This window comes from Duganella sp. Leaf126 (assembly GCF_001423125.1).
Lineage (GTDB): Bacteria > Pseudomonadota > Gammaproteobacteria > Burkholderiales > Burkholderiaceae_D > Rugamonas.
On sequence record NZ_LMNW01000006.1, the window covers coordinates 72,813 to 93,774 of the forward strand.

Genomic DNA, 20,962 nt, shown 5'->3' on the forward strand with positions numbered 1-20,962 from the left:
AGGTGTCCAGTTCCGTCTGTGTCGGCGCCGACCGAAAACTGCCCCCCCCGAGTGCACTACAACTGGGAACATTACATGTGCAATGGAATGCCGTTTATCGCAATTTCCTGCATTAGTTCCTCTTCATCAATTCATATATGGAGTTTGGAGTCGTTGCACATTGGTGCTCAGGCATCTTGAGCATCATCGGAGGGGCATGGCGAATGGGCCGTTTCTAGCGGCACCTATTCCATCAAGTTGTGCGCCAGCACGCGGCCAACAAAATCCCCGTTGACCTTGTTCATTTCAATCAATGAGCGCAGGGCCGTCTTCATCTTGGCCTCCGGAATGTCCGCCGCCATTGCCGCTTTCATGACCGCGGCGTATCCGTCCTGCACATCAACACTCGTAATGTCATAACCATATCCGGCGGCCAGATAGTGCAGTCCGGTCATTCCGGCCGCGACAGCGAAAGTCGGGCGTTCGTCGGCAAAATCCCTCGCCGCGCGTATAAGTGTTTTGGGGTCCGCTGGGCTGCGGTTCGCCAGCTCTATGGCCAAGTCGAAGAGGCCCGCATCCTTAGCTGCAGCAAACCACTTTCCTTCTTGGCCTGGCTGACGCGCAACCAGATCGCGCAAAATAGTCTCCTTGGGCTTGTCTGGGTATTTCTTGACGATGGCCTTGAATGTCGCCACATTAGTCGTCGCGTACGTAGCTTCAAGGGCGTAGCGTGTATATGCCTCGTCGGCGAATCCCGAAGCCAGAAGAACGCCCTCACAGAACTGCGCAATCGAGGCCAGGGGAACGTTCAATCCCTTTGATTCTTCAGCGTACCGAATAGCTTCGGCGCGCTTACCTTGGGCCGCCAGGGCCTTCGCGCCCCACACCCTGTAGTGCCAGGACTTGTGTCGATATTCCGACTTCGCTACTAATGAAAGCAGCTCGTCGTGACGGCCAGCAGCATATAGCGCGCTCAGGCACGGAATCGTCCCTTTGGAATAGCCGTATTCACCAGTCCGCGCGCAATGGTCCCACATTGTCGTCAATGTCGGCGACAGATAGTCAGCCCATTTTGCTGCAATCTCCGGTGTCGCGCACAATTCGCCCCAGAAGTCGCCGAGGTACTCGAGGTACGGCATGTCATCTTCTTGGAGCGCCTCGAACAACCGGTCCAGCCACTTCTCTCGAACTGCGCGCGCCACGTCTGCCTTGGATATGATGGGCACGAGCGTCTCGATGGCGCGGTTGACGGCGCTACCGATACCGCCGGAAGAACTGTCGACCTGCTCAATGGCTGGCGCCAGCTTTTCCAGGAACAGTACGGCCCCATCGGCTGCCAGCACGGGATCTTTTTTTGTGATTGCCTTGATTTCAGCGAGAGCCTCCTTGATGCGCTGGATAGGAGTGTCTGATTTCCAACCGAAGGCGTTGCGGCGGAAGCGAGGGGCGAATTGCCATTTGTAGGTTGTCATGAACGAGATGTTAGCAGCGGACCGTAAAAATTACTAACTTCGGGTCCATTTTCTGAGCCTCGTCGATCAGCAGCAGGCAGAGGCCAGTGAGCGGAGGCTCAAGTCATGACTGCCACGCCCGGCATTGGGAAAATATCCAGTTTCCTTTATGCTAACCATGGTCAAGGCCACATCGGCGATCAACTACCGACCATAGCAAAGTAAAATTTTTTCAGAAATTAATCAGTCGAAAGATGTATTCCGGGGACCATCCCAATACGCATGCCCTGGATTAAGAAAATCAACAGGCTCGACCACCCTGGGGATTGCCACAGAATTCGCAATCAAAACGTAGAGTCGACGATGTTTTATCAACGCTGCCGTCCGGCCGAGCCAAGCGTCCTGAAAACGCGGCTCGGCAGCAAGTAAAGCAGCGGCAGCAGCCTCAGCCTGTCCCCTTGTCATTTTGTTGTTCATGGCGCCCCCTCAGGCTTTTTTATCACAGAGCGCCTGTAACCTGTGTACACGCAAGCGATGACCGCACCAGTCGCGGGATGATAAACAATGGATTTTCCGAAATCACAAACCTGCATCGCGACTGCGCTCTTCGCCCAGCCTATGTCGAGAATATCGCCGCGCTTGCACTGGGCAAGCGCCGCCGCGAAACCCTGTTCATTTTGAACAGCCATTCCCATGGCGCAGACGCGCTCGCGTCCATCAGCAACCGGACTATCAGCCGTCTCAGCACGGACCGCCGTACTACCCAGGCAGGCCAACAAGACTAGCGCAACCCACCGGACTAAGCACCTCATACTCACCTCGCCTTCCTACGTTGAGTGGCCCTGGACAAGCTGTCCAACGGACTGTTCACAGCAAAGAGTGGCAACGAATTACCGTTGCCACCGGCGACCAAATGTGGGGGCGCAAAGTACACAATGCACACTCCCGGGCCACAAAAAAAAGTAGCACGTCGGGCGGAGGCAATATTTGATCCATCTCTAACCGATCCGGTTTCAGCCAGCCGGCCTCGACCGAGGACCCAATTCGCGATATACCTTTTTCCTCAGAGCTACGCAGGAACCTTGGGCTCACAGTTCCGCACCCGCGCTGCGATCGCCACCGGCCTGCCCCCTTCCGCCCGTTCCTTTACCATCTTCATCCGGCCTGGCTCCGCCAAGAAGATCTTTTACGCTGAAGGCTTCAACCGCACTGGTTTTGTTCTGCGCCTGCAAAATGAGTTCTTCAGCCTTGCCCCGGTCGTTCGTGTAAATCGTCATGTCCAGTTTCGGCCGGGTGATTCCCACGTAGAACGAACGTTCGCCCATCGCAGCACCACTATCCGCAGTGATCATAAAATTCGCGTCGTTGGTCGTCCTGCCCTGCGATGCGTACACCGTCATCGCGTACGCGTAATCCCAGTGTCCATGCGACATTTGCGTGGCGCTCAGCGTCATCGCCCCCTTCGCCGTCTCCACGACCATCCCGCCTTCCGATATCGCAGCAACCTTCATGGGCGTGCCGTTGTTCAGGCCAAGCTCCTTGTGGTTGCGGGTGAACCGCAATTCGTCGCCGACCGCCAGTTGCCGGCTCTCTACCTTGTACGCCTCGACCTTCGCGTGCTTTTCAGGACTCCACGCCACCTGCCGTCCGTCTTCCATGTTGAGGTGCACCACATGACCCGGCACGTCGATCCGCGTCACCGTTCCGTATTCGCCACCAGCGACCCCAAGGCTGCGGTAGGCACGCCCGAAGCGCACCTGCATCGCCGGTTCGTAATACGGCGTGGAGCCTTTCTGGGCATCCGTGTAGCCGGCCGGCACCAGCACCGTCCGCTCGGCCGCGTCCGCAGCGATCTCTCCACGGTCCTGCAGCCCCTCGCGTACCATCGCGTTGATCTTGTGGCGATCGATATTGAGCGGCACGATGATCAGCGCCTTCTCGCGGTCCTCGGGGTGCTTCTCGAGGATGTCATGGGCCACGCGCCGCAGCAGTTCGCCCTTGTTATCGATTTCGACAATGCGTTCGCTCAAAAGTTCGAACGCCTTGAGGTTGTCGCGGTTCACCGCAGCCGTTACCGCATGTTTAAGATCATCAACCTGCTGGCGATTGATGTCCGACATGACCGCGCCGGCGATGCCAGCTTTCTGCAACAACTCGAAGGGTTTGCCCGCTTCCACTGCGTTAAGCTGCAACCGGTCTCCCACCAGGATCAGGCGCGCGCCTGCTTTGTTTGCCATTTCCATCAGTTGAGTCATCTCGCGCTGGCCCGACAGCGATGCTTCATCCATGATCCACAGCTCTCCGCTGCCGTAACCGGTGCGCGCCTTGGCCTGCAACATGAGGGAAAGTTTGCGCCACTGCGTGCCCTCCAGGTCCATGGCGCCGAAGACGTTAAGCTTGACAGGCTTGGCTTGCTCGACCGCCCGTGCCCCTTCGTCGATCAAGAAGCGCGCGGTCGTGACGCTTTCGATGCCGGACTCGTTCTGCAACGTCAGTGCCGCCATTGCGCTTGGCGCCATGCCACGTACCTTGTAACCAGCATCTTCTGCCACGACCCGCACCAGTTCCAGCATGGTCGTCTTGCCGACGCCCGCATACCCCTGCAAGCCGAGGAAGCGATCGTCCGACGTCAGCGCCACTTGGGCCGCCTCGACCTGCCCAAACGTCAGCTGGAATGTGTTTCCGAGCGCCTGCGAACGGGCCTGCTCGAAATGCTCGATGCCTGCCGCCACCCGTTCGGCTTGCGCAATCGGTTTGACGGCGCCTCGCCCGGCCTCCAGCATCGCCAGCATGCCCCGCTCCCGCTCCAGCGCTTCAGGTGTGCTGATATGGCCTTCAATCGTCGATAGCGCTTGCTTGCTGGCCAATCTGCCCGCCAGGGACTTTTCGACATCATCGAGGCGCACCCCGGCCCAGGGTGCATCCTTGACCGCATGTTCGAGGGCAGTCTTGATCACGTCCTCCCAGGGCACTACGCTCTCGCGTTCCGTCAAATGGGCAATCGCGAATCTCATGGCATCGTGCGCCTTGTCGCTGCGTTGGGCGTCGCTGATGGGCGGGGCGCCGCCTTGCTCGCGCTCGGTTTCAATGCGTTTAAAATCAACACCGGTGGCCTGCGCCCGCTCCTTCCAGTCCTCCGCTAGCGCTTGGTGATCGACTTCGCGCTTGGGGTCGCGTGTGCGCAGCGCCGCATCCTCGCGCTGGGCAGCGGTCGCGGTGTCACGCGTCAAGCCGAACTTCTCCAGCCGCTCCGCGATGGCCTGGCTGCGCTGGCTGAAGTGATCGATCTGGTCTCGCGTGATGCCAGCGATCTCCCAGCGGCCTTCCTGGGTCGATTCGAGCCGGTAGCCCAGTCCGCGCAGGTTGGCGGCCAGCTCGCTGTCGTAGATCGCGCCCAGCAGCTTCTGGTGCTTGTAAATGAGCTCGTTGGCGATCGAGCGCCACCGGCCATCGTCCAGCTGGGTGGCATTGGCGACGACCAGGTGGGTGTGCGTCTGGGGATCGAGGTCGCGGCTGGTGGTGTGGTAAAACTTGCCAACAATCAGATTATTGGTCGGCACGGTCGTGGTCTCGCCGGCCTCGGTCGTGCGCGCCTGCGCCAGCCTGCTTTCCATGTATTCCAGCACCTTGGTGACGGCCGCTTCGTGCGCGTCCCTGACCTCCTGGTTGCCGGCCACCTCCGCCAGCAGCGACACCGACTTGGGCGCCGACAGCGTCACATCGAATCCAGGCCGGTGGTCGCGCAGCACTTCGCCGTCGGCGTCCTTGCCGACAACACGCCCCAGGCCAAACTCGCCGATCTCGCCGGCCAGTATCCTGGCGAAGTCTTCGGGATCGACGGGACCGGCAAGGCCCAGCGCCTCGGCGCCCTTGCCGGCCCACGCCGACATTTCGCGGTTCTCCTCCTGGCTATAATAATTGTCTTCCGCGTAGTACGCCGCGGCACTGGCCACGCTGGTGATATTACTCATCGAGAGCATAGCTATCCACTTCCCTTTCGATGAACGCCTCGGCGATCGCCGGGCGTTCAACATAGTCGATCTTCACTTTCATGACCTCGTTGCGGCCGGCCAGCCGCAGGTAGCCTTCCATGGTCGGCAAGCCCTGGATCTCGGACGCCAGCACCAGGTCGCGCAGTTCGCGCCGGGTGGCGATGGTGACGCCATCGCGGGTGGAGTCGATGCCAAAGCTGATGTTCTCGTCCTTTTCCATCAACTCCTGGTTGGCCAGGTTCTCGCTCACGTACTTGGCGGTCTGGAAGTCGGGCACGGTGAGCGTGAGGCGCGACTGCAGCATCGAGATGATGGTCTGCGCATCGTTCTCGCCGTAGATGTCGCGCACCTGCGCGATGTTCTGGTAACCGAGCAACAGGGAGATACCGTACTTGCGCCCGCGCGTTGCCACCTCCTTCAAAGTGCTGATGCGGTTGAGCGAGGCCAGTTCGTCGAGCACTGAAAAGATCAGCCGGGAACGGCTTGCCGGCAGCGACATGATCGAGCGCATCGCGATATCGAACCAGGCGGTGAGCAGTGGGCGCATCGTCGACAGCATCTCTTCCTTGGTCGAGAGGAACAGCCAACAGTCACCCTGCTCCTGGCTGATCCAGTGGCGGATCGAGAACTGGGCAGCAGCGTCGCCATCGGCCAGGTAGCGCATGGCCTTGGCCGCCCGCACCACGTTCATGCGGATGCCAAGCGCGGTCTTTGCCGCTTCCGGGTCCATGTACACGGCCGCCGGCAGCCGCTTGACGATCACCTGGATCTCCTTGAGGCTCAAGACGTTGATCACTTCGACCAGCCGCCGGTTGGTGGCCTGGTTGGTCTTGGCCAGGCGTGACAGCAGATCTTCCAGCACCGCCTGGCCGCCCTCTTCCCAGAACGGCTCGCGCCGGTTCATGACCGGGATGAAGGACTCGGCGATGTTGGCGTAGTCGTAGGGCTTGCGCGCCTCGTTCCATGCAGTCCAGGGCGGGCTGCGCTGGTCGAAAGGATTGAGGATCGTGTCCAGGCCCGGGCGATAGAAATGGCGGATGAATTCGCCGGTCGAGTCGAACACGATGGCCCGCTTGCCGGTGCGCCGGATGTCGGCCAGTACCGCCGAGATGCTGACCGTCTTGCCCGAACCGACGGCGCCAGATACACCGATGTTCAGCACCTCGGTGCCGGCTTCCAGCGGCACGCCGGCGATATGAATCCGGCTGGCCCTGCCAGATGCTTCGAGCTCTTTCCTGATGTCGTCGGCATCTGCGAACACCGCCCCGCGCACGACCTCGTCCCTGGAAACCTTTTTGCCGAACTGCCGCCACGCCCAGTTGGTCAGAAAGAACAACGCGATGCCGGTCGCCAGCGCGCCCCAGGCACTGAGCTTGAGTTTCCACTGAATTTTTGTCCACTCGGGGCTGGTGAGTTCGAGCAGCGTTTGCGCGGGCAAGACGTAGGTCTTGGGAGTGCCTGCGCGGCTCAGCACCAGCTTGACTTCGTCGCGCGGCTTGTTGGCCCGCACGCTGAATTGCGCCACCGTGCGCGCAATGATGATTTTCCCCTCGTCCTCGCTTAGCGCCGCGTTCGCGACCAGCAAGCCGGTACCCACTGCCGTCAGCAAGGCGATCATGAAGCTGAAAAACAGCGCGCTGAAATACAGCCCGTATTCGTGACGCATGACCTCCGCACCGCGAGTGAACTGGTGGCGCTTGTCGTTGCGGCTAATGGTCATGATGTTCTCCTGTCGGAAACATCGCTTCGAGTTCGCGGCTGGCCCAGGCTTGCGCGTCGGTGCCCAACGTTTCCGGATGACGGATCACGCCGCGCGCCTGCGCCTCCACGATGTAGCGCATCGCCAGCGTCTGGCGCAATATCTCGCGCTGCATGCCGGCACCGGCCGCAGCACGGATGCTGTCGACCAGCTCATCTACTGTCTGCGCTCGCAGTCCCTGGATCATCAGTTCGGTCGCGATATAGGTTTCGGTCTTGTTGCGCAAGCCCTTTTGGGCGGTGATCCAGTGCCGCAGATCCGGGTCCAGTCTAAGGGTGAGCATTTTCGGGTCTTTTTTCATGTGATTCTCCTTTCGAATCAACGGTTTGCGGATGCTCGCACCGAAGCACGTCATACAGAGCGCAGCGACACGAATACGCTGCAAGCCAGGCGCAGCGCGGCTTGCAGCAGCAACCGGAGGTTGCGTGATGTGTGACCCTTCGCCGGGGGCCACGGGGCCTCCCCGTGAGGCTCAGTTCGCCGCTTTCCCCTTGCCGGAACGAGCCCATCAGCGGGATTTTTAGCCCCCGGGAAACAGCCGCTGGCTGATGCTGCTGGCAAATGAGCTACGAATGAGCTACGAATGAGCTACGAACAGGCTACGAATGAGCTACAAATGAGCTACGAATGAGCTACGGACGAGCTACACCGCCCCCAAACCGAGCCAGACATGGACCACGGCAACGCTTTAAACCGGCTACACCACGACGCATTTTTCTCCGTCAACAAGCACGGTGCTGAGCTTGTTTTGAAAGCATGGGCGGCGCCATCCGACGGTGCTTGGAGCGGGATCAAACATGGCCCATCCACGCCCCCGCCGACACGCACTGGTCCGTTACACTGGCTGCCCTGTCTGCTATTTTTTGACGCGACGAGCAGCAGCTTGTCACGTTGAAATGCGTGCCTGATTTTGCGCGGAGCCTGGTCGTGGACGTCAAACAATTTGTCGAACAGCACGAAGGAAAATACGGCAAGCTGAACCGCTGGGAGGCCGAGATTTTCGCACTCTACCGGGCGCGGGCATCGTACGAAAAAATTGCGGAGTTTCTACGCATGCATGCGGTACAGGTCAGCAAAATCGAGGTGTACCGCTACATCCACCGCAACAAACGGCGCCACCTGCTGCAAGGCGCGCCGCCCGCAAGGCAGCCAAACCTCGCACCCGCCGGCATGCCTGATTCTGCGACGGCGGTGCAGCAGGAAACGCCGGGCAGCGATGCCTTCACAACAGACGAGGCAGCATCGCAGGCGCAAGGCAGCACGCTGCCCAAGTTCAGCTGGCAGCAGAGTCGAAACAAGGACAAACCGAAATGGTGAAGGAGACGTCATGAACCAGCATCAGGTGCATCTTATTCTTCAAGGTAAGGGTGGCGTGGGCAAGTCGCTGATCGCCGCCATCCTGGCCCAGTATTTTCAGCACAAGGCAGGCCAGGTGCGGCCGTTCGATACCGATCCCGTCAACGACACGCTGTCGCAGTATGCAGCGTTCGCCACCACGCGAGTGGACATCCTCGACGCACGCAACCACATCAACGCCAGGGCCTTCGACAGCCTGATCGAAGCCGTGCTGGTCAACGACCAGGTGTGCGTCATCGACAATGGCGCCTCCACCTTCGTGCCGTTGATGGCCTACATGGTGGAAAACCGCGTGATCGAATTGCTGGAACACGCTGGCAAGCGCGTTTATATCCATTCGGTGGTGACCGGCGGCCAGGCCTTTGCCGATACGCTGCAAGGCCTGGCGGTGATGCTCGAGGAACAGCCGGCGCCGGTGGTCGTGTGGCTCAACGAATTCTTCGGCGCCATCGAACGTGACGGCAAAAGCTTCCAGCAGTCGTCGCTGTATACCGAATTCAAACACCGCATCCACGGCGTGGTCACCATCGAAAAGGGGAACGCGGACACCTTTGGGCACGACATGGAAATGATGTGCAAGAACAAGCTGACGTTCGACCAGGCGCTCGAGTCGGCGCAGTTCGGCATTATGTCGCGCCAGCGCCTCAAAATGGTACGCGAAGCACTGTTCAACCAGCTCGACGCCATCGGGTTCTGACATGAAGACGCAGCACTCCCCGCCGTCCGCAAGGCAGGAGCCGACCCAGGGCAAGCTTCGTCTGAGCGCCCAGGACGAAGCGATTGCCGCCGTCTGCGCCGAAGTCTATCGCCTCACTGGCCAGACCATCACCGACAACGATCCGATCTTGCTGGCGGCGCTGTTCCAGTCCGAGCTGATGCGCAAGGCTGGCGCCGACATCACCACGGCGTTCGAGCAGACGGTGGCCCAGGCCATCGCCATGCTGGCCGATGCCGTCAAGGAGGAACGCGCGCAGGCGGCCAACCTGGACAAGTCGGTGGCCGCTGCTTTCCAGCAGATCGCCAACGGCGCCAAGGCAGCCGGGGACGCCGAACTGGCGACGATGCAGGGACGCTTCGCCCGCATGGCTGCCGAAACGCTCGACCAGGTCCGCCGCGAGGCCCAGCGCGCGGTCCCGAGCAACTACCGCTGGAAGATGACGCTAGCCGCCGTTGCCGGCCTGGCAGCAGGTTTGCTGGTGAGTGTGCTGATGCATCACCAAGAGACCCCACGCTATAGCGACGAACAGGCGCGGCTGATCCACAACGGCATGCTGCTCGACGATGCCTGGCCGAAGCTGCCGAAAGCAGCGCGCGCTGCCTTCGGGGTGCAACCGAAAGCCCCCGCCACACCACCTGCTGCCGACAAGCCATGAATTCCGTGATCGACTTGCTGGAACGCCCCAAGGTGTTCGCCCGCGTGGCGACGGCCACCGTGGCAGCCGCTGCCCGCGCAATGGCCGCAGGCGGCCCTTACGCGCTGTGGGAAGACGGCGTGCTGGTGCTGCTGTACCCGGACGGCCACTGCGAACGCGTAGGCGAGAAAAACGACTACCGGGAGAACGAACATGAGCGATGACAAGCGCAGCATGCCGGTCTTTGCAGTCATCGCCGGCCTGCCTGGCGTGGGCAAGTCCACGCTGCTGGACCAGCTGCGCGATGAAACCGGCTTCCCGGCGCACCTGGTGCAGGACACGCCAGCGCAACGGCAGCATGCATCGCTGGCAGTCTGCGACGCGCTGGCGCTGCGCCACAGCGTGGCGGTGGAGTCTCGCTGCGACAGCCCCACCGTGCTGCACTGGATGCAGCAGGCGGGCGAACGCGGCTACAGTGTCGAGCTCGTGTGGGTCGGCGTTGAAGGCGACGCTTTGGCCGCGCGGCGCAGCCGCGCGCGCCGCCTTGCGAAAACGCAAGTTGAAGCAACGCAACGCCGGCTGGCGATCGCCGCCGACCTGGCCCAGCGCGTGCTGTGCATCGACAACAGCACCGCCACAGCGCGCATGGCCGCACGCGTCGAGCATGGCCGCATCAGCGTGCTGGACACCCGCCCCGGCTGGATCGTACGCCACATGCTCATACCACGACTGGCGCGCATTGCCTCATTGCGGTCGATACGCCGCGCCTACGACGCCATTGTTACCCACAGCCCGGTACAGCCGCTATGGCAGCTGGCCACCGCCAGCGGCACTTATACCGGCGCGGTCGTCGCCGCGACAGAATTTCACCTGTTGCAGCAAGTCGGTGCGGCGCTGCACGTGGTCCATGACCTCGGCATGCTGGCCGCGATCCCCGGTGGCCTGCTGGCGATGCCCACCGTGCTGACCGTGGCCTACGATCACGCCGCCCCTGCCCGCACACAACAAGCGGTCCAGCAGCGCGGACCTGAGCGCTGATCGGCAATGTGCCTCGCGCCAGGTAGTCATGCGCAGATATGAGCGATTACGAAGGATTTAGCGGGCAGTCCGTTAGCGCGGTTGCACCAGGTTCGCCACACGTCGGCCTGCGCCGCTCCTGCCAAACGCCTTGCGCGGTGGCGTGATCGCGGCGCGTGCCGTTGCCGCGTCATAGTCGGCCAGCCACGCCGCAATTGCCGGGTCATCGAGCGTCGGTGGCGCTGCGCCTGAAACGGGCTGCGCGGGCACCGGTGCCTGCCGCAATCGCACCGCCGTGGCAACGACCGCCGTCGCGGTGCGATTGACGCCGTCACGGCCAGTCCAGTGGCGATATTCCAGGCAACCGTGCACGCGCAGCACCGCGCCCGGCGTCAGCGTGTCCAGCAGTCTCAACGCTGACGCACCGCCGATCACCACGCGGTGCCGGACGGTCACAGGCTCAAGACGCCCGGAGTTCCAGTCGTAGGCGCTTTCCTCGGTTGACAGCACCACGTGGCACACCATCGCACCACCGGGCAGGCGCGACCAGCGCGGCGGCAGCGCCACCGTCCCCTGCAAGGTCACCCGGTTGATCGATGGCGACATGGTTGCTTCCCGCCTTCCCTGTTGAAGGCCCCGGCAGACTCGCTACCGGGGCCGTTGCTGCGTATGACGTCTTACGCGGTGCGCAGCATTGCCGGTAGCCAGCCCGCATCGGCAACCGCCCGTTCAGCCGCCTCGGCCGCCGCTTTTTTCGGCAGCTTTTCCAGCGGTACCGCCGCCGTGGCGGACACCGCTTCGGTCACCACCTTGACCGTGCATTCACGCGGCACGTGGTCGAAGTAGCTGGCAGCAGTGGCGCGCCACCACTTGGTCATGTCCAGCTTCAGCGCCTTGCCCAGCGCCACGAAGTCAGGCGAGTCTTTCTCGCGTTCAAGCGTGGCGTCGAGCGATGCGGCGACACAAAATGCCAGCAGTTCCAGCACCACCGGCTGGGGCTGCGCCTGCAACCATGCCAGCCAGCCGCCCTGCCCGTTCTGCCCGTTCTGTGCAGCATCGGACAGGCGCGCCAGCAGTTGTTCGCGGCGCTGTGCCAAGGCGACGCCAGCGGCACTGTCCGTGCTATTGTCGGCGAGGGTCGCCATGCCCAGGCTGATCTTGGACAGCGAGGCGGTACCGACGCCGTGGTGCGGCAGCAGCACCGAGCGCATCAGCGTGTAGGTCAGGTATGCTAGCGCGGTGTCGGGCTGGTCCATCATTTCCGCTTGCAGCCCCAAGGTACGCTGCGACGTCAGCTCCAGGGTGAGACGGTCGGAGTGATCGCGCCTGACGCGCTTGCTCTCCGCTGGCATCGCCGCTGCGCCCTTGGCGGCGCTGGCACGGCGGGCGACATCAGCAGGCCGAATCACGTCGCGCAGCACCACCGGCTTGCCGTCGTGGTCGAGATAAAGCACGGCACCGGCCAGCGCGGCGTCGTCCGGGTGTGGCACGCTGGTGCGGCGTGCAAGGACGGCATCGCGCTTCGCGCACAAGGCATCGCGTTCGGCGTCCAGCGTCTCGGCCAGCGCCTCGTTGTCGCCGTCGCAGGCGTCGTCGATGCGCTCGTCCAGCGCGGCGATCTGCGCTTGCAAAGCGTCTGCTGCTTGCCGGTCAGCCTCGCTCAGTTCCCCGGTGGTACTACGCACGCGCCCAAAAGCTGAGAGGTCGGCGTGATCGGCGCGCGGCACGAGCTCCACCCATGCCACGCCGTCCTTGCGTAACTGTTTTGCTTGCTTGGCCAGTTTGTCGAGCGCCAGCTTGTCGAGCAGAACCGCATCGCTGATGTAGCCGGTATTGTCTCGGCTGAACAGGTCACGCTCCACGGTACCGCCTGCCGCCTCGAAGCTGCGCACGCCGACGAAGCGCGCCACCCGGTCGGTCTGGGTATTGATCTTCTGGGCGGTGAGCAGGCGGCGCAGATCGTACGGATGGCGGCTGTGTGCTGGCAGACTGTCCCACGCCTGTTGCTGCGCCGCGTGGTCATCGACCAGCGCCAGCGCCATCATGTGCTCGAAGTTGAGCACGCCATCGCGGTACAGGCCGATCAGGCGCGGCGCAACGTTCGCCAGTTTCAGGTAGCGCTTGACGGTCGTCACTTCCAGCTCGAAACGCAGCGCTACGTCCTCGATGGCGCGGCCGTGGTCGATCATCGCCTGCATCGCCACGTAGAGATCGGCGGGGTGCATGTCGGCGCGGCCAAGGTTCTCCGCAAGACTCAGTTCGATCGCCTCGTCCTCGGTGACGATCAACAGCGGGATGGCAAAATCGTGCGGCAGATCGCCCCTCTCGATCAGGTGGCCGATAGCGGCCAGACGGCGGCCGCCTGCCACGACTTCGATGATGCTGGTGGCGATCCCATCCACCATCTGGCGATAGCCGACAAGGTTTTGCAGCAGTCCGTGCGTCCGAATCAGGGTGGCAAGCTCCGTGACATCGGTCTGCTTGGTGCGGACGTTGTAGCGGCTGCGCACCAGTTGCGTACAGGTGGCGTTGGTGATCGTCGCGTGCGCGGTCAGCTGCGCCAGCGCGTCGATTGGGGGCGGCAGGTGCGCGCCGCCGGGAATGATGATGGCGTCGCGGGTGTCAAGGGTGTCAAGGGTGTCAAGGGTGTCAATAAGTGCGTGCATGATAGCTCCTGAGAACAGAGGGAATAAGCGGCCGCGCATCGCGGCCGGGGCCGGTCCGGTCCAGCGTCGGCGTCGGGGTGGACCGCTTCCCGACGCCCGGGTACTAATCGAGCGCAGCGCGGATCAGGCCGGCATCACGGTGCTGAAAAATGAACTCGGACAACTGGTGGTAGGCGGTGGCGAAGCGCTTGCCATTGCTGAGGAACGACAGGTGGCTGTAAGCACTGGCGCTGGCGATGATGCCGGCCGTATCGGCGCACACCGTGTGCTCAAAATAGTTTTCGCACGACAGCGGGAAAGCTGCATCGGAATCGGGGGCCATGTAAAAGCCGCCGTTCGACAGGTTGTAGAAGTGCCAGTAGCCGCCTTCGTAGCTGTCGCAGATCCGCGCCAGCGTGTCGAAGATGGTGGACTCGAGCAGCACGCAGCGCATGCCAGCGATGCGCGGCAGGCATTCCATGCGTTCGAGGTCACTCGTCACCAGCGTGGCGGTGACTGCGGCGCGGCCGCGCGGTTGTTTCAGGTGGGCGTTGATGGTTTCCATGATTGTCCCTTTCAGAAAGTTGTTAGGAGTTAAGAGGTAAAGCTGATCCTCTTGCTCGAACTCTCTCGTTCCCGCCCTGGGGCGGGCGGAGGGTGGGGGATGCCCTGCCCTCACGGGCAGGGTGGGGATGGGTGGGGTTCAGGCAGCGAGGCAAGGGGCCGCTGAATCTGCCCCGTTCCGTCGTTTATCCCCAAGCAAGCCCCCCTCACTTGCCTTGGGGGGCGCTTGCTTGGGGATTGAGGAACGGGGTGCCTGCGGCCCGTGCTGCCCATCGTGGGGGTTGGCCAGGGAGCGGCCGGCTTCATAGCGCCAGCGGCGGCTCAAGGGCTGTGACAGCCGTGGTGTTGGGCTGGCGCCGCCCTTGAAAGCTCCCGGCCCCTGGACCTGTCGCGGCCGGCTTCATAGCGCCAGCGGCGGCTCAACCGGCGTGACAGCCGTGCCGTTCGGCTGGCGCGACGGTTGAAAGCGACGGTCCTTCACTTCAGGTGGTTTGCATGCGGGCCAGCAACGCCTGGGCAGTGCGGCAACGCGACCCGGCCGCCGGGCCGAGCCCGCAGGGCCGAGACCCGGCTTGCCGGGGCTCGGTTCACGAGAGACCGGGGTTTCGGCCCCGGCCATTGCCCCGGGCCTTGCGTTCCAGGTCGAGTACTTGAACGGAATGGCGGAGATCAAGCCCCCGCTGCGGCATGCTGCCGATGCGATCGGCGAACAGACACCGCAGTCGTCCTGCCACCTTTCCACTGTCGGTACGCTACCCCATCGACAGGCAGCCCAACAGGATCTGCTGACGCTCAAACACGACGAATAAGCGCGATGGGATGATATCGCCAACGGTCGGCGACGGTCGGAGAGTTACCCCAGGCGCATGACGGAATGAAGCAGGTTCCGGTGACATCACCACGCAGTCGAGCATGAGGGCGCGCAGCGGTGACGCCCCCTTTGCTGACAGTAAAAACAGACTTGGCTGAGCAAGTTTGGGCGCACCGCAGGGCCACCCTGCTTCCGTCACGACAACGCAAACAGCTGCACGGCGGTACGGCCTTCCTACAGGTACAGAGGCCAAGAGAACCGGCGAGGACACCATGTTGATACGCATTTACAGGTTGGACGAGAATTCGCAGAAAACGTTGCTGGCAGAGCTGCACGTGGACGCGCTGCGGCTGATGCTCGTTGCCGAGGATCGCGAGGAGAACACCCGGCGCCGGGGGCGCGTCTGGGCAGCCGGCGCCGTGCCCTTCTTCGCCCAGGAATTATTGAAAACGATACAACACGCCAGCCGCGCGAGCGCCAGAATCTGCAGGCGACCAACGTCGCCATGTCAGCGTGGCTGCACGACTCGATTTACGTTGGCGTGACACCAGAACAATTCGTGCGGTCCGACTTGAATTTCGTGGTCCTGGCCGATGGCGCAGTGGAGTGTGAGCGGATCATGAAGGTCGCATGAATGCCCGTCCAGGTAGCGCAGCCAACGTGATTTGGCAGGCGCCCTCGCCGAATAAGGCGAACGAGAGGCACGGCACAAATTTTTACTGGTTGGGCCTGTGCGACGATGCGTTTCAGTTGTCGAACCAGGATTCGTGCATAACCCGTCGCTACTGCACGATCCTCTGATCTGCCTCAAGGCCTCGCGTGCGCGCGCGCGTACGATGGGTTATGTTATTCCACTCCACATTCGATAAGCAGAATCTCGCCAGGCTTGAAGCGCTTTTGCTTGCGCATCCCATTGCCCGCAATTATTTCCAGGGCATTCTGTATGATGACCACGGTCAACCTCTGACGGAGCTGGTGATCGAGAGCGGAGCCGGGCGCTCCCTCCGACTCGATACGAAGTCCATCGGCCATCTGTTCATGATTCCGGACGGTTCGCTCGTCTCTGCCAACCGGGTAAGCGAGCGCCACGGCGCACCAGGCGGGATCGACATCCGCTACAGCAGCGTTTTTCTTGTCGAGGATGAAGAGAACAGCGTCATCGTGTATTCCAGCGAGGATGGCCCCGCCATCTGGCTCGATGCGCTGTACGTGCAATTCATTATGCTGGGCGCGCACGCGCCACGCCGGCTGATCACCGTCGCTTTCGGCCTCATGGCGATCGCCGCGTATCGCCTGGGCTTCCAGGTCATCAGCCTGTTCGGCGCCGGGCGAGGGCCGCTCACGCACGATGACGAAGAGACGCTGGTCGGCTATGCCGTGTGGCCCAAGTTTGGCTTCGACGCAGAAGTGTTACCGGTCGAGCTGGACCGCTTCCCTGAACCGGCGCTGCACCACGCTGCCACGATCCAGGATGTACGCCAGGCTGCGCCGGGATGGTGGGAGGCGCACGGCAGCGCACGCGCCATGTCTTTCGATCTAAAAGCGGGCAGCCGCAGTTGGACGATTCTGCTAAACTATTTGTACAACGCCTTGCAGGAGAATGCACCATGACTGCCGCGAAGAAAATACCACTGAACGAAAAAGCCAGCTATGCCATTGCCACCGCGCTCCACCGTGCGAAGGTACTGGCCAAACGCCAGCCAAAGCCTGGCGAATTTGAACCCGTTAACGGGAAACTGCATGTTGTGCTGACCGGGAAACCGGTACCGCGAGGCAAAGAAGTTGAAGTCTTCGGCGAGTCCCGCATCGTCATTCCGGAATTTAAGGACTTGGCGCGGGAGTGATGCGAAACAGAGGCTGTCATGCTCTACATGGCAGCCACTGGCCATAAAGCGGCACCACAACAGCTGACCCATGGTCCTACCTTCTTAGACTTTCCCTCATACCGCCAGCAAGCGCAGCAGCATCGACGATGATCCCCAGTTAGGTGCCGTCATCGCTCACCTGCTGAAATCATCTCCCTGCACCACATCGCAAACCGTCATCCGCCAAGGTTCATGCCGACACGGTCCGCCCTGCGTCATTCAGCCCAAACCTGCAACGCTCCAAAGTGACGACGTCAGTCGCCGCGATTGCAATGGCCAGCACGCTGCGCTCCTATGCCCCCGTCACCATCCCGCCCTTGATCGCTCGGTGCAGCGCGCCCGTAACGCTGAACCAGCGCCAGTCAGATAGAGAATCGCAACCGCAAATACCCCGAGACCACCACAGTCCGCCAACATAAGTAAGAAGGGTAAGAATAAGAAGATGAAAATCGGTTGATAAGAAGAAGCAATACCGGCTAAGGCTTATTCTTCTGCCCCAGATCAAACCGTCCGCCTCCCGAACGCCTATGCTCAATCAACAGCACCAGCCGGAGCACATCATGCTTCCCCACGACGACATCGACCCCGAGATCATTCGGCGCATCAGTGACGCGGCCGACCAGCTTTTCAACGAAGGCGGACACAATGCAGTGCCCAGCGTCGACGCCGTGCGGCGCCGCGCCCGCGCCAACATGAACCATGCATCGCTGGTGATGCGAACCTGGCGCCAACAGCTGCAAGCCCAGCCTGGCCCTGCCGAAGAACTGATGCCGGAAAGCCTGCGCCATGTCGGCAACCAACTGATACTCAACATCTGGCGCGAAGCGAAGAAGACAGCCAACACGCACCTGGCCAGCACCAAAGCGGCGTGGGAGGAAGAACGCGGCGAACTGGAAGAGTTCCGCCGCCAGCTCTCAACGGCGTTCGATGCCCAGTCACGGGAACTGAAGGAGGCGCAAGCTGCCCTGGCGACGCTCCGCAAGGAAAGCGACGAACGGACCACCGCATGCTCTGCACTAGAGCAGCGGACCATCGAAGCCGAAACGGCCCATATCGGCAGCGAGCGGGTACTGCGCCAAGCCCAGGAAGAAATCCTCGAGCTGCGCAAGCTGCTGGTCGCCACACAAGCAGCGCAGGAGCGCATCGGCCAACAATTGCAGGAACAGTTGCGCGCGCAAGTTGCTGCCGCTGAAGGCCATCTGGCCGAACAGAAAAGAACGGCCGAACAGCTTGGGCAACTACGACAGGAAGCTGGCGAACTGCGTGCCCGAGTGGCCCAGTCAACGCCTCCCCTGCCCAAGCCACAAAAAAAGACTTCGAGAAAGCCGAACGGCAAGCCGCCGTCCACGCAGGCCAGCCCTGCACCACCTCAAGGAGAATGACCATGGACACGCCCATCCTGCACCTGATCGGGCCATGCCGGGACGGCAGCCCCGCGATGATCGCCGGTGATGTCGTCGCGCTGACCCGCCTGCGTGCCGCCATCGATGCTGCCATTGCGAACAGCATCGGCATGGCAGAGCTTTTCAGCTCCGACTACGAGCCTTATGATCTGCTGGTGGTGGCGCCGCCGAATATGTGGAATGTGTGCACCGTCTACGCCGGCGAAATCAATCCAGTGCGTTCACAGCGGGAAACCGTGACGCTCACGCAGTTATGGAACCTGCACAACAAGCGCCAGCACTACGCCACCGCCAATCAACCCTGCGAAGCCAGTCGTCTCGATGTCCCGGCTGAGCACCAGCCCGCGGCCTGAGCCTTTTGGCCACGACGAGAACTGAGAGGGGCATGGACGTCCGTGACGCCCTTCCAAAAGTCCCCCTGTCACACTTACTCAAGATCGAGGTTCTGGCATGATGTTGGCGGACCGACTCTCACCTGATTTCAATGAACAGGATCGCCATTCTGGCCATCCTGTTCATTGCGCTCGCCCCGACTGTTTCACATGCCCAGCAACCTTCGAGGGTTCCGTGGTGAACGAAGTGCGCGGCAATCATCCTCCCGCTACGACGGAATCTGCGAGGAATCGCGAAACGGCAGCTGAGATGTATCGCTTGCCGCAACGTCGCGATCAAAGTCCGCGCGCGTGTAATCGCGCGGATAATAGGAGAAGCTCTTCAGGTTGAAATAAGCATCTGCGTCCATATAACGCCGAGACAGCTCTAAGCTTGCCGCTTCAGCCGACTTTGCGTCGAAGTCGTGGCTAAGGTGGATCATAGATATGCCACTGTCGTTCGAACTACTTGGGTCAACAGGCACAGCACCGCTCCTCGACCATTCATCCAAAAGAATGTCCGCAGTTTTCGGTGGACCGTAGGCAACGACTGGGCCCACCGAAACTCCTGAGATCGAATCCATATGCTCGTCGAGAAACGAACGCGTTTCGTCAAGCGTCTTGGTCGTTTCCCCTGCATACAGCAAGACATTGACCTTAGCGGCGATACCATGAACGTTGCATGCTTGAAGCAGACTAGAGGCGCGTTTTAGATAGCGCTCCGGATCGTTCGATTTGCGCATACTTAGAATCTGCGTCGGCGATGCCGTTTCGAGGCCAAGATCGAGCACTTTCATGCCTGCCTCAGCGAGACAAGCAATCGTTTGAGGCGTGAGCGCATCAACTCGGCTTTCTGTTCGCCATGAAACATTCAGGCCGGCATCTCGAACCGCATTTGCCAAGCCGGTGCCCCATTTCTCATTAGGGGCGAACATTGATGACTGGAAATAGGGGCGGATCTCGCTATCACCATACTGACTAACAACTGCCGCAAGCGTACTGGCAATCTGCTCTGGTGTACGCAGCTTCTCTAGCCGAATATCCCGCTCCTCGCAAAAGGCGCATCCCATGCCACACCCTCTTGATGCCTCAATGCTTGGCTGGTAACGTTTGAAGCCAGATACCAAGGGATGATTCAGGACATCATCTGGCGTCGGCGCAGGCAGGCGACGCAAGACCGGCGTGCTCGTGAGCAGACTTGCTATCACGGGTTCCGCCAACCCTGGTACAAGCAAGTTCGCCTCGGGCAGTTTGGCACGCAACCAGTCAGGATCTGGGCCAACTACCCACCGTCCGCCGACAATGATCTTGGCATTTGGATCCACACTTCGCGCTAGACGGCAAAAGGTCTGTGCCCACGGGAGGGCATAGAAGCTAGGGATCGACAGCATCACCGGCAGCCGAGATGGGAATACGCCTTTCTCGAGCAGTATGGCAAGTACATCTGAGGGTTCCCTATGCTCCCCATGGATCAGTAAGGTTTCGGTCCCCATTGAATCTAGGATTGTTGCAAGCGACAATGCGCCGTAATTAAGATAAAGTTGCCTTCGAGCAAGTATATGGTCGCGCTTCTTAGGTGATAACATGCCAGCGGATATGAATGCAACTATATTTGAACGCTTCATTAATTAAGATACCATCGTTTTTTTGAATTTTAGAAAGAAGGATAAACGTGCCATTTATAAGTATCGAGGGTATTGACGGTAGTGGGAAGACAAATCAGGTGAGAATGCTTGTCGAACGCCTAAAAAGTTTAGGAGAGGATGTATTGCAGACAAAGGAACCTGATGGAGGCCATTTGGGTGCGGAGGTGCGAGCGATATTGACTTGTCCAGATCGACAACTCGCTCCTGCGGAGCAGCTCTTGTTGGTAAGCGCGGCTCGATTTGATCATGTGCGAAGTGTTATCAGGCCGGCATTAACGAATGGAAAATGGGTTATCTCTGATCGCTTCATCGACTCAACTTACGCGTTTCAGGTCGCGGTTTCCGACGACGATCTCTACCAGCTATTCCGGTCGACTCGCGAGATCGTCGTGGGTACGACGCTTCCTGATTTGACGATTATCCTCGACCTTCCGCTCGATGTTGCATTCGGCCGGAGGGAACTGCGCCGCGATGGCGTTCTCGACCCAGCGGAGGCAATGCGAGATTTTGCCGCAATTCGCGAAGGGCTACTCACGGTGGCACGCGAGGATACAAAGCGCTGCCATGTTATCAACGCGAATCAAACGCTGAACGCGGTGGCGCAGGATATTTGGTGCATCGTTCAACGCTTGCTATGACTCAGTTGCGAAGTAAGCGCCCGCTCAGCGCCGTATTGAGCGCAGGGGCGTTTTGATCGATGATGGCGTCACACCGCTGGGAAGCGGCGTAATCTCAGAGGGCTGCTGGCAGG

20 protein-coding genes are annotated in these 20,962 nt (G+C 61.0%); 11 read left to right on the top strand and 9 right to left on the bottom strand.

Annotation, left to right across the window (positions count from 1 at the left end; all coding sequences use genetic code 11):
- Positions 1–224: 224 nt before the first annotated feature.
- From ASF61_RS07005 to ASF61_RS07020, 5 genes are all read right to left on the bottom strand, one after another.
- Complete coding sequence (locus ASF61_RS07005) at positions 225–1,451, bottom strand: hypothetical protein (RefSeq protein ID WP_056153100.1); 1,227 nt, start codon at positions 1,449–1,451, stop codon at positions 225–227.
- 222 nt (positions 1,452–1,673) lie between these two features.
- Complete coding sequence (locus tag ASF61_RS23175; RefSeq protein WP_156369485.1) at positions 1,674–1,907, bottom strand: hypothetical protein; 234 nt, start codon at positions 1,905–1,907, stop codon at positions 1,674–1,676.
- A 611-nt stretch (positions 1,908–2,518) separates the two neighbouring features.
- Positions 2,519–5,401 (bottom strand): MobF family relaxase, encoded by a 2,883-nt coding sequence (mobF, locus tag ASF61_RS07010; RefSeq protein ID WP_056153103.1) that lies wholly within the window; start codon positions 5,399–5,401, stop codon positions 2,519–2,521.
- Positions 5,394–7,142, bottom strand: a complete 1,749-nt coding sequence (locus ASF61_RS07015) for a type IV secretion system DNA-binding domain-containing protein (RefSeq protein WP_056153107.1) — start codon at positions 7,140–7,142, stop codon at positions 5,394–5,396. The genes mobF and ASF61_RS07015 overlap by 8 nt, the downstream gene beginning before the upstream one ends.
- Positions 7,132–7,482 carry a hypothetical protein gene (locus ASF61_RS07020; RefSeq protein WP_056153110.1) on the bottom strand — a complete coding sequence of 117 codons (351 nt, stop codon included), beginning with the start codon at positions 7,480–7,482 and terminating at the stop codon, positions 7,132–7,134. The genes ASF61_RS07015 and ASF61_RS07020 overlap by 11 nt, the downstream gene beginning before the upstream one ends.
- A gap of 626 nt (positions 7,483–8,108) precedes the next feature.
- Here ASF61_RS07020 and ASF61_RS07025 point away from each other — a divergent pair.
- Genes ASF61_RS07025 through ASF61_RS07045 form a run of 5 tightly spaced genes read left to right on the top strand, consistent with a single transcriptional unit; the run spans position 8,109 to position 10,927 of the window.
- The gene (locus tag ASF61_RS07025; protein ID WP_156369486.1) at positions 8,109–8,498 is read left to right on the top strand and encodes a hypothetical protein; all 390 of its coding nucleotides are present in this window, start codon (positions 8,109–8,111) and stop codon (positions 8,496–8,498) included.
- Between the two features lie 10 nt (positions 8,499–8,508).
- The gene (locus tag ASF61_RS07030) at positions 8,509–9,234 is read left to right on the top strand and encodes a hypothetical protein (RefSeq protein ID WP_056153118.1); all 726 of its coding nucleotides are present in this window, start codon (positions 8,509–8,511) and stop codon (positions 9,232–9,234) included.
- A gap of 1 nt (position 9,235) precedes the next feature.
- The gene (locus tag ASF61_RS07035) at positions 9,236–9,910 is read left to right on the top strand and encodes a hypothetical protein (protein ID WP_056153121.1); all 675 of its coding nucleotides are present in this window, start codon (positions 9,236–9,238) and stop codon (positions 9,908–9,910) included.
- Complete coding sequence (locus tag ASF61_RS07040; protein WP_056153124.1) at positions 9,907–10,113, top strand: hypothetical protein; 207 nt, start codon at positions 9,907–9,909, stop codon at positions 10,111–10,113. Before ASF61_RS07035 ends, ASF61_RS07040 begins: the two co-directional genes overlap by 4 nt.
- Positions 10,103–10,927 carry a hypothetical protein gene (locus ASF61_RS07045; protein ID WP_056153126.1) on the top strand — a complete coding sequence of 275 codons (825 nt, stop codon included), beginning with the start codon at positions 10,103–10,105 and terminating at the stop codon, positions 10,925–10,927. Before ASF61_RS07040 ends, ASF61_RS07045 begins: the two co-directional genes overlap by 11 nt.
- 72 nt (positions 10,928–10,999) lie before the next feature.
- On the opposite strand, the gene ASF61_RS07050 is transcribed toward ASF61_RS07045, so the two are convergent.
- The 3 genes from ASF61_RS07050 to ASF61_RS07060 form a co-directional block, all read right to left on the bottom strand.
- Positions 11,000–11,512 (bottom strand): single-stranded DNA-binding protein, encoded by a 513-nt coding sequence (locus ASF61_RS07050; RefSeq protein WP_056153130.1) that lies wholly within the window; start codon positions 11,510–11,512, stop codon positions 11,000–11,002.
- 71 nt (positions 11,513–11,583) lie between these two features.
- On the bottom strand, positions 11,584–13,611 hold the full coding sequence (locus ASF61_RS07055) for a ParB/RepB/Spo0J family partition protein (RefSeq protein ID WP_156369487.1): 2,028 nt from the start codon (positions 13,609–13,611) through the stop codon (positions 11,584–11,586).
- Positions 13,612–13,675: 64 nt separating this feature from the next.
- Positions 13,676–14,116: an antirestriction protein gene (locus ASF61_RS07060; protein ID WP_056153136.1), complete on the bottom strand. Its 441-nt coding sequence runs from the start codon at positions 14,114–14,116 to the stop codon at positions 13,676–13,678.
- A gap of 1,082 nt (positions 14,117–15,198) precedes the next feature.
- Between ASF61_RS07060 and ASF61_RS07070 the strand changes: the two genes are divergently transcribed.
- From ASF61_RS07070 to ASF61_RS07090, 5 genes are all read left to right on the top strand, one after another.
- Positions 15,199–15,471, top strand: a complete 273-nt coding sequence (locus tag ASF61_RS07070) for a hypothetical protein (protein ID WP_056153142.1) — start codon at positions 15,199–15,201, stop codon at positions 15,469–15,471.
- 298 nt (positions 15,472–15,769) lie between these two features.
- Positions 15,770–16,537, top strand: coding sequence for a hypothetical protein (locus ASF61_RS07075; protein ID WP_056153145.1), 768 nt, complete (start codon positions 15,770–15,772; stop codon positions 16,535–16,537).
- Entirely contained in the window at positions 16,534–16,770 is a 237-nt protein-coding gene (locus ASF61_RS07080) for a hypothetical protein (protein ID WP_056153148.1), read from the top strand. The genes ASF61_RS07075 and ASF61_RS07080 overlap by 4 nt, the downstream gene beginning before the upstream one ends.
- A 548-nt stretch (positions 16,771–17,318) precedes the next feature.
- Entirely contained in the window at positions 17,319–18,173 is an 855-nt protein-coding gene (locus tag ASF61_RS07085; RefSeq protein WP_056153152.1) for a DNA-binding protein, read from the top strand.
- Positions 18,174–18,175: 2 nt separating this feature from the next.
- A complete protein-coding gene (locus ASF61_RS07090) occupies positions 18,176–18,547 on the top strand; it encodes a hypothetical protein (RefSeq protein WP_056153154.1) in 372 nt (123 codons plus the stop codon).
- Positions 18,548–18,795: 248 nt separating this feature from the next.
- Here the strand turns inward: ASF61_RS07090 and ASF61_RS07095 are convergent, their stop codons facing one another.
- The gene (locus tag ASF61_RS07095) at positions 18,796–20,190 is read right to left on the bottom strand and encodes a radical SAM protein (protein ID WP_056153157.1); all 1,395 of its coding nucleotides are present in this window, start codon (positions 20,188–20,190) and stop codon (positions 18,796–18,798) included.
- Positions 20,191–20,237: 47 nt separating this feature from the next.
- On the opposite strand from ASF61_RS07095, the gene tmk reads away from it, so the two are divergent.
- Positions 20,238–20,849 carry a dTMP kinase gene (gene tmk / locus ASF61_RS07100; RefSeq protein ID WP_056153161.1) on the top strand — a complete coding sequence of 204 codons (612 nt, stop codon included), beginning with the start codon at positions 20,238–20,240 and terminating at the stop codon, positions 20,847–20,849.
- Positions 20,850–20,962: the final 113 nt, after the last annotated feature.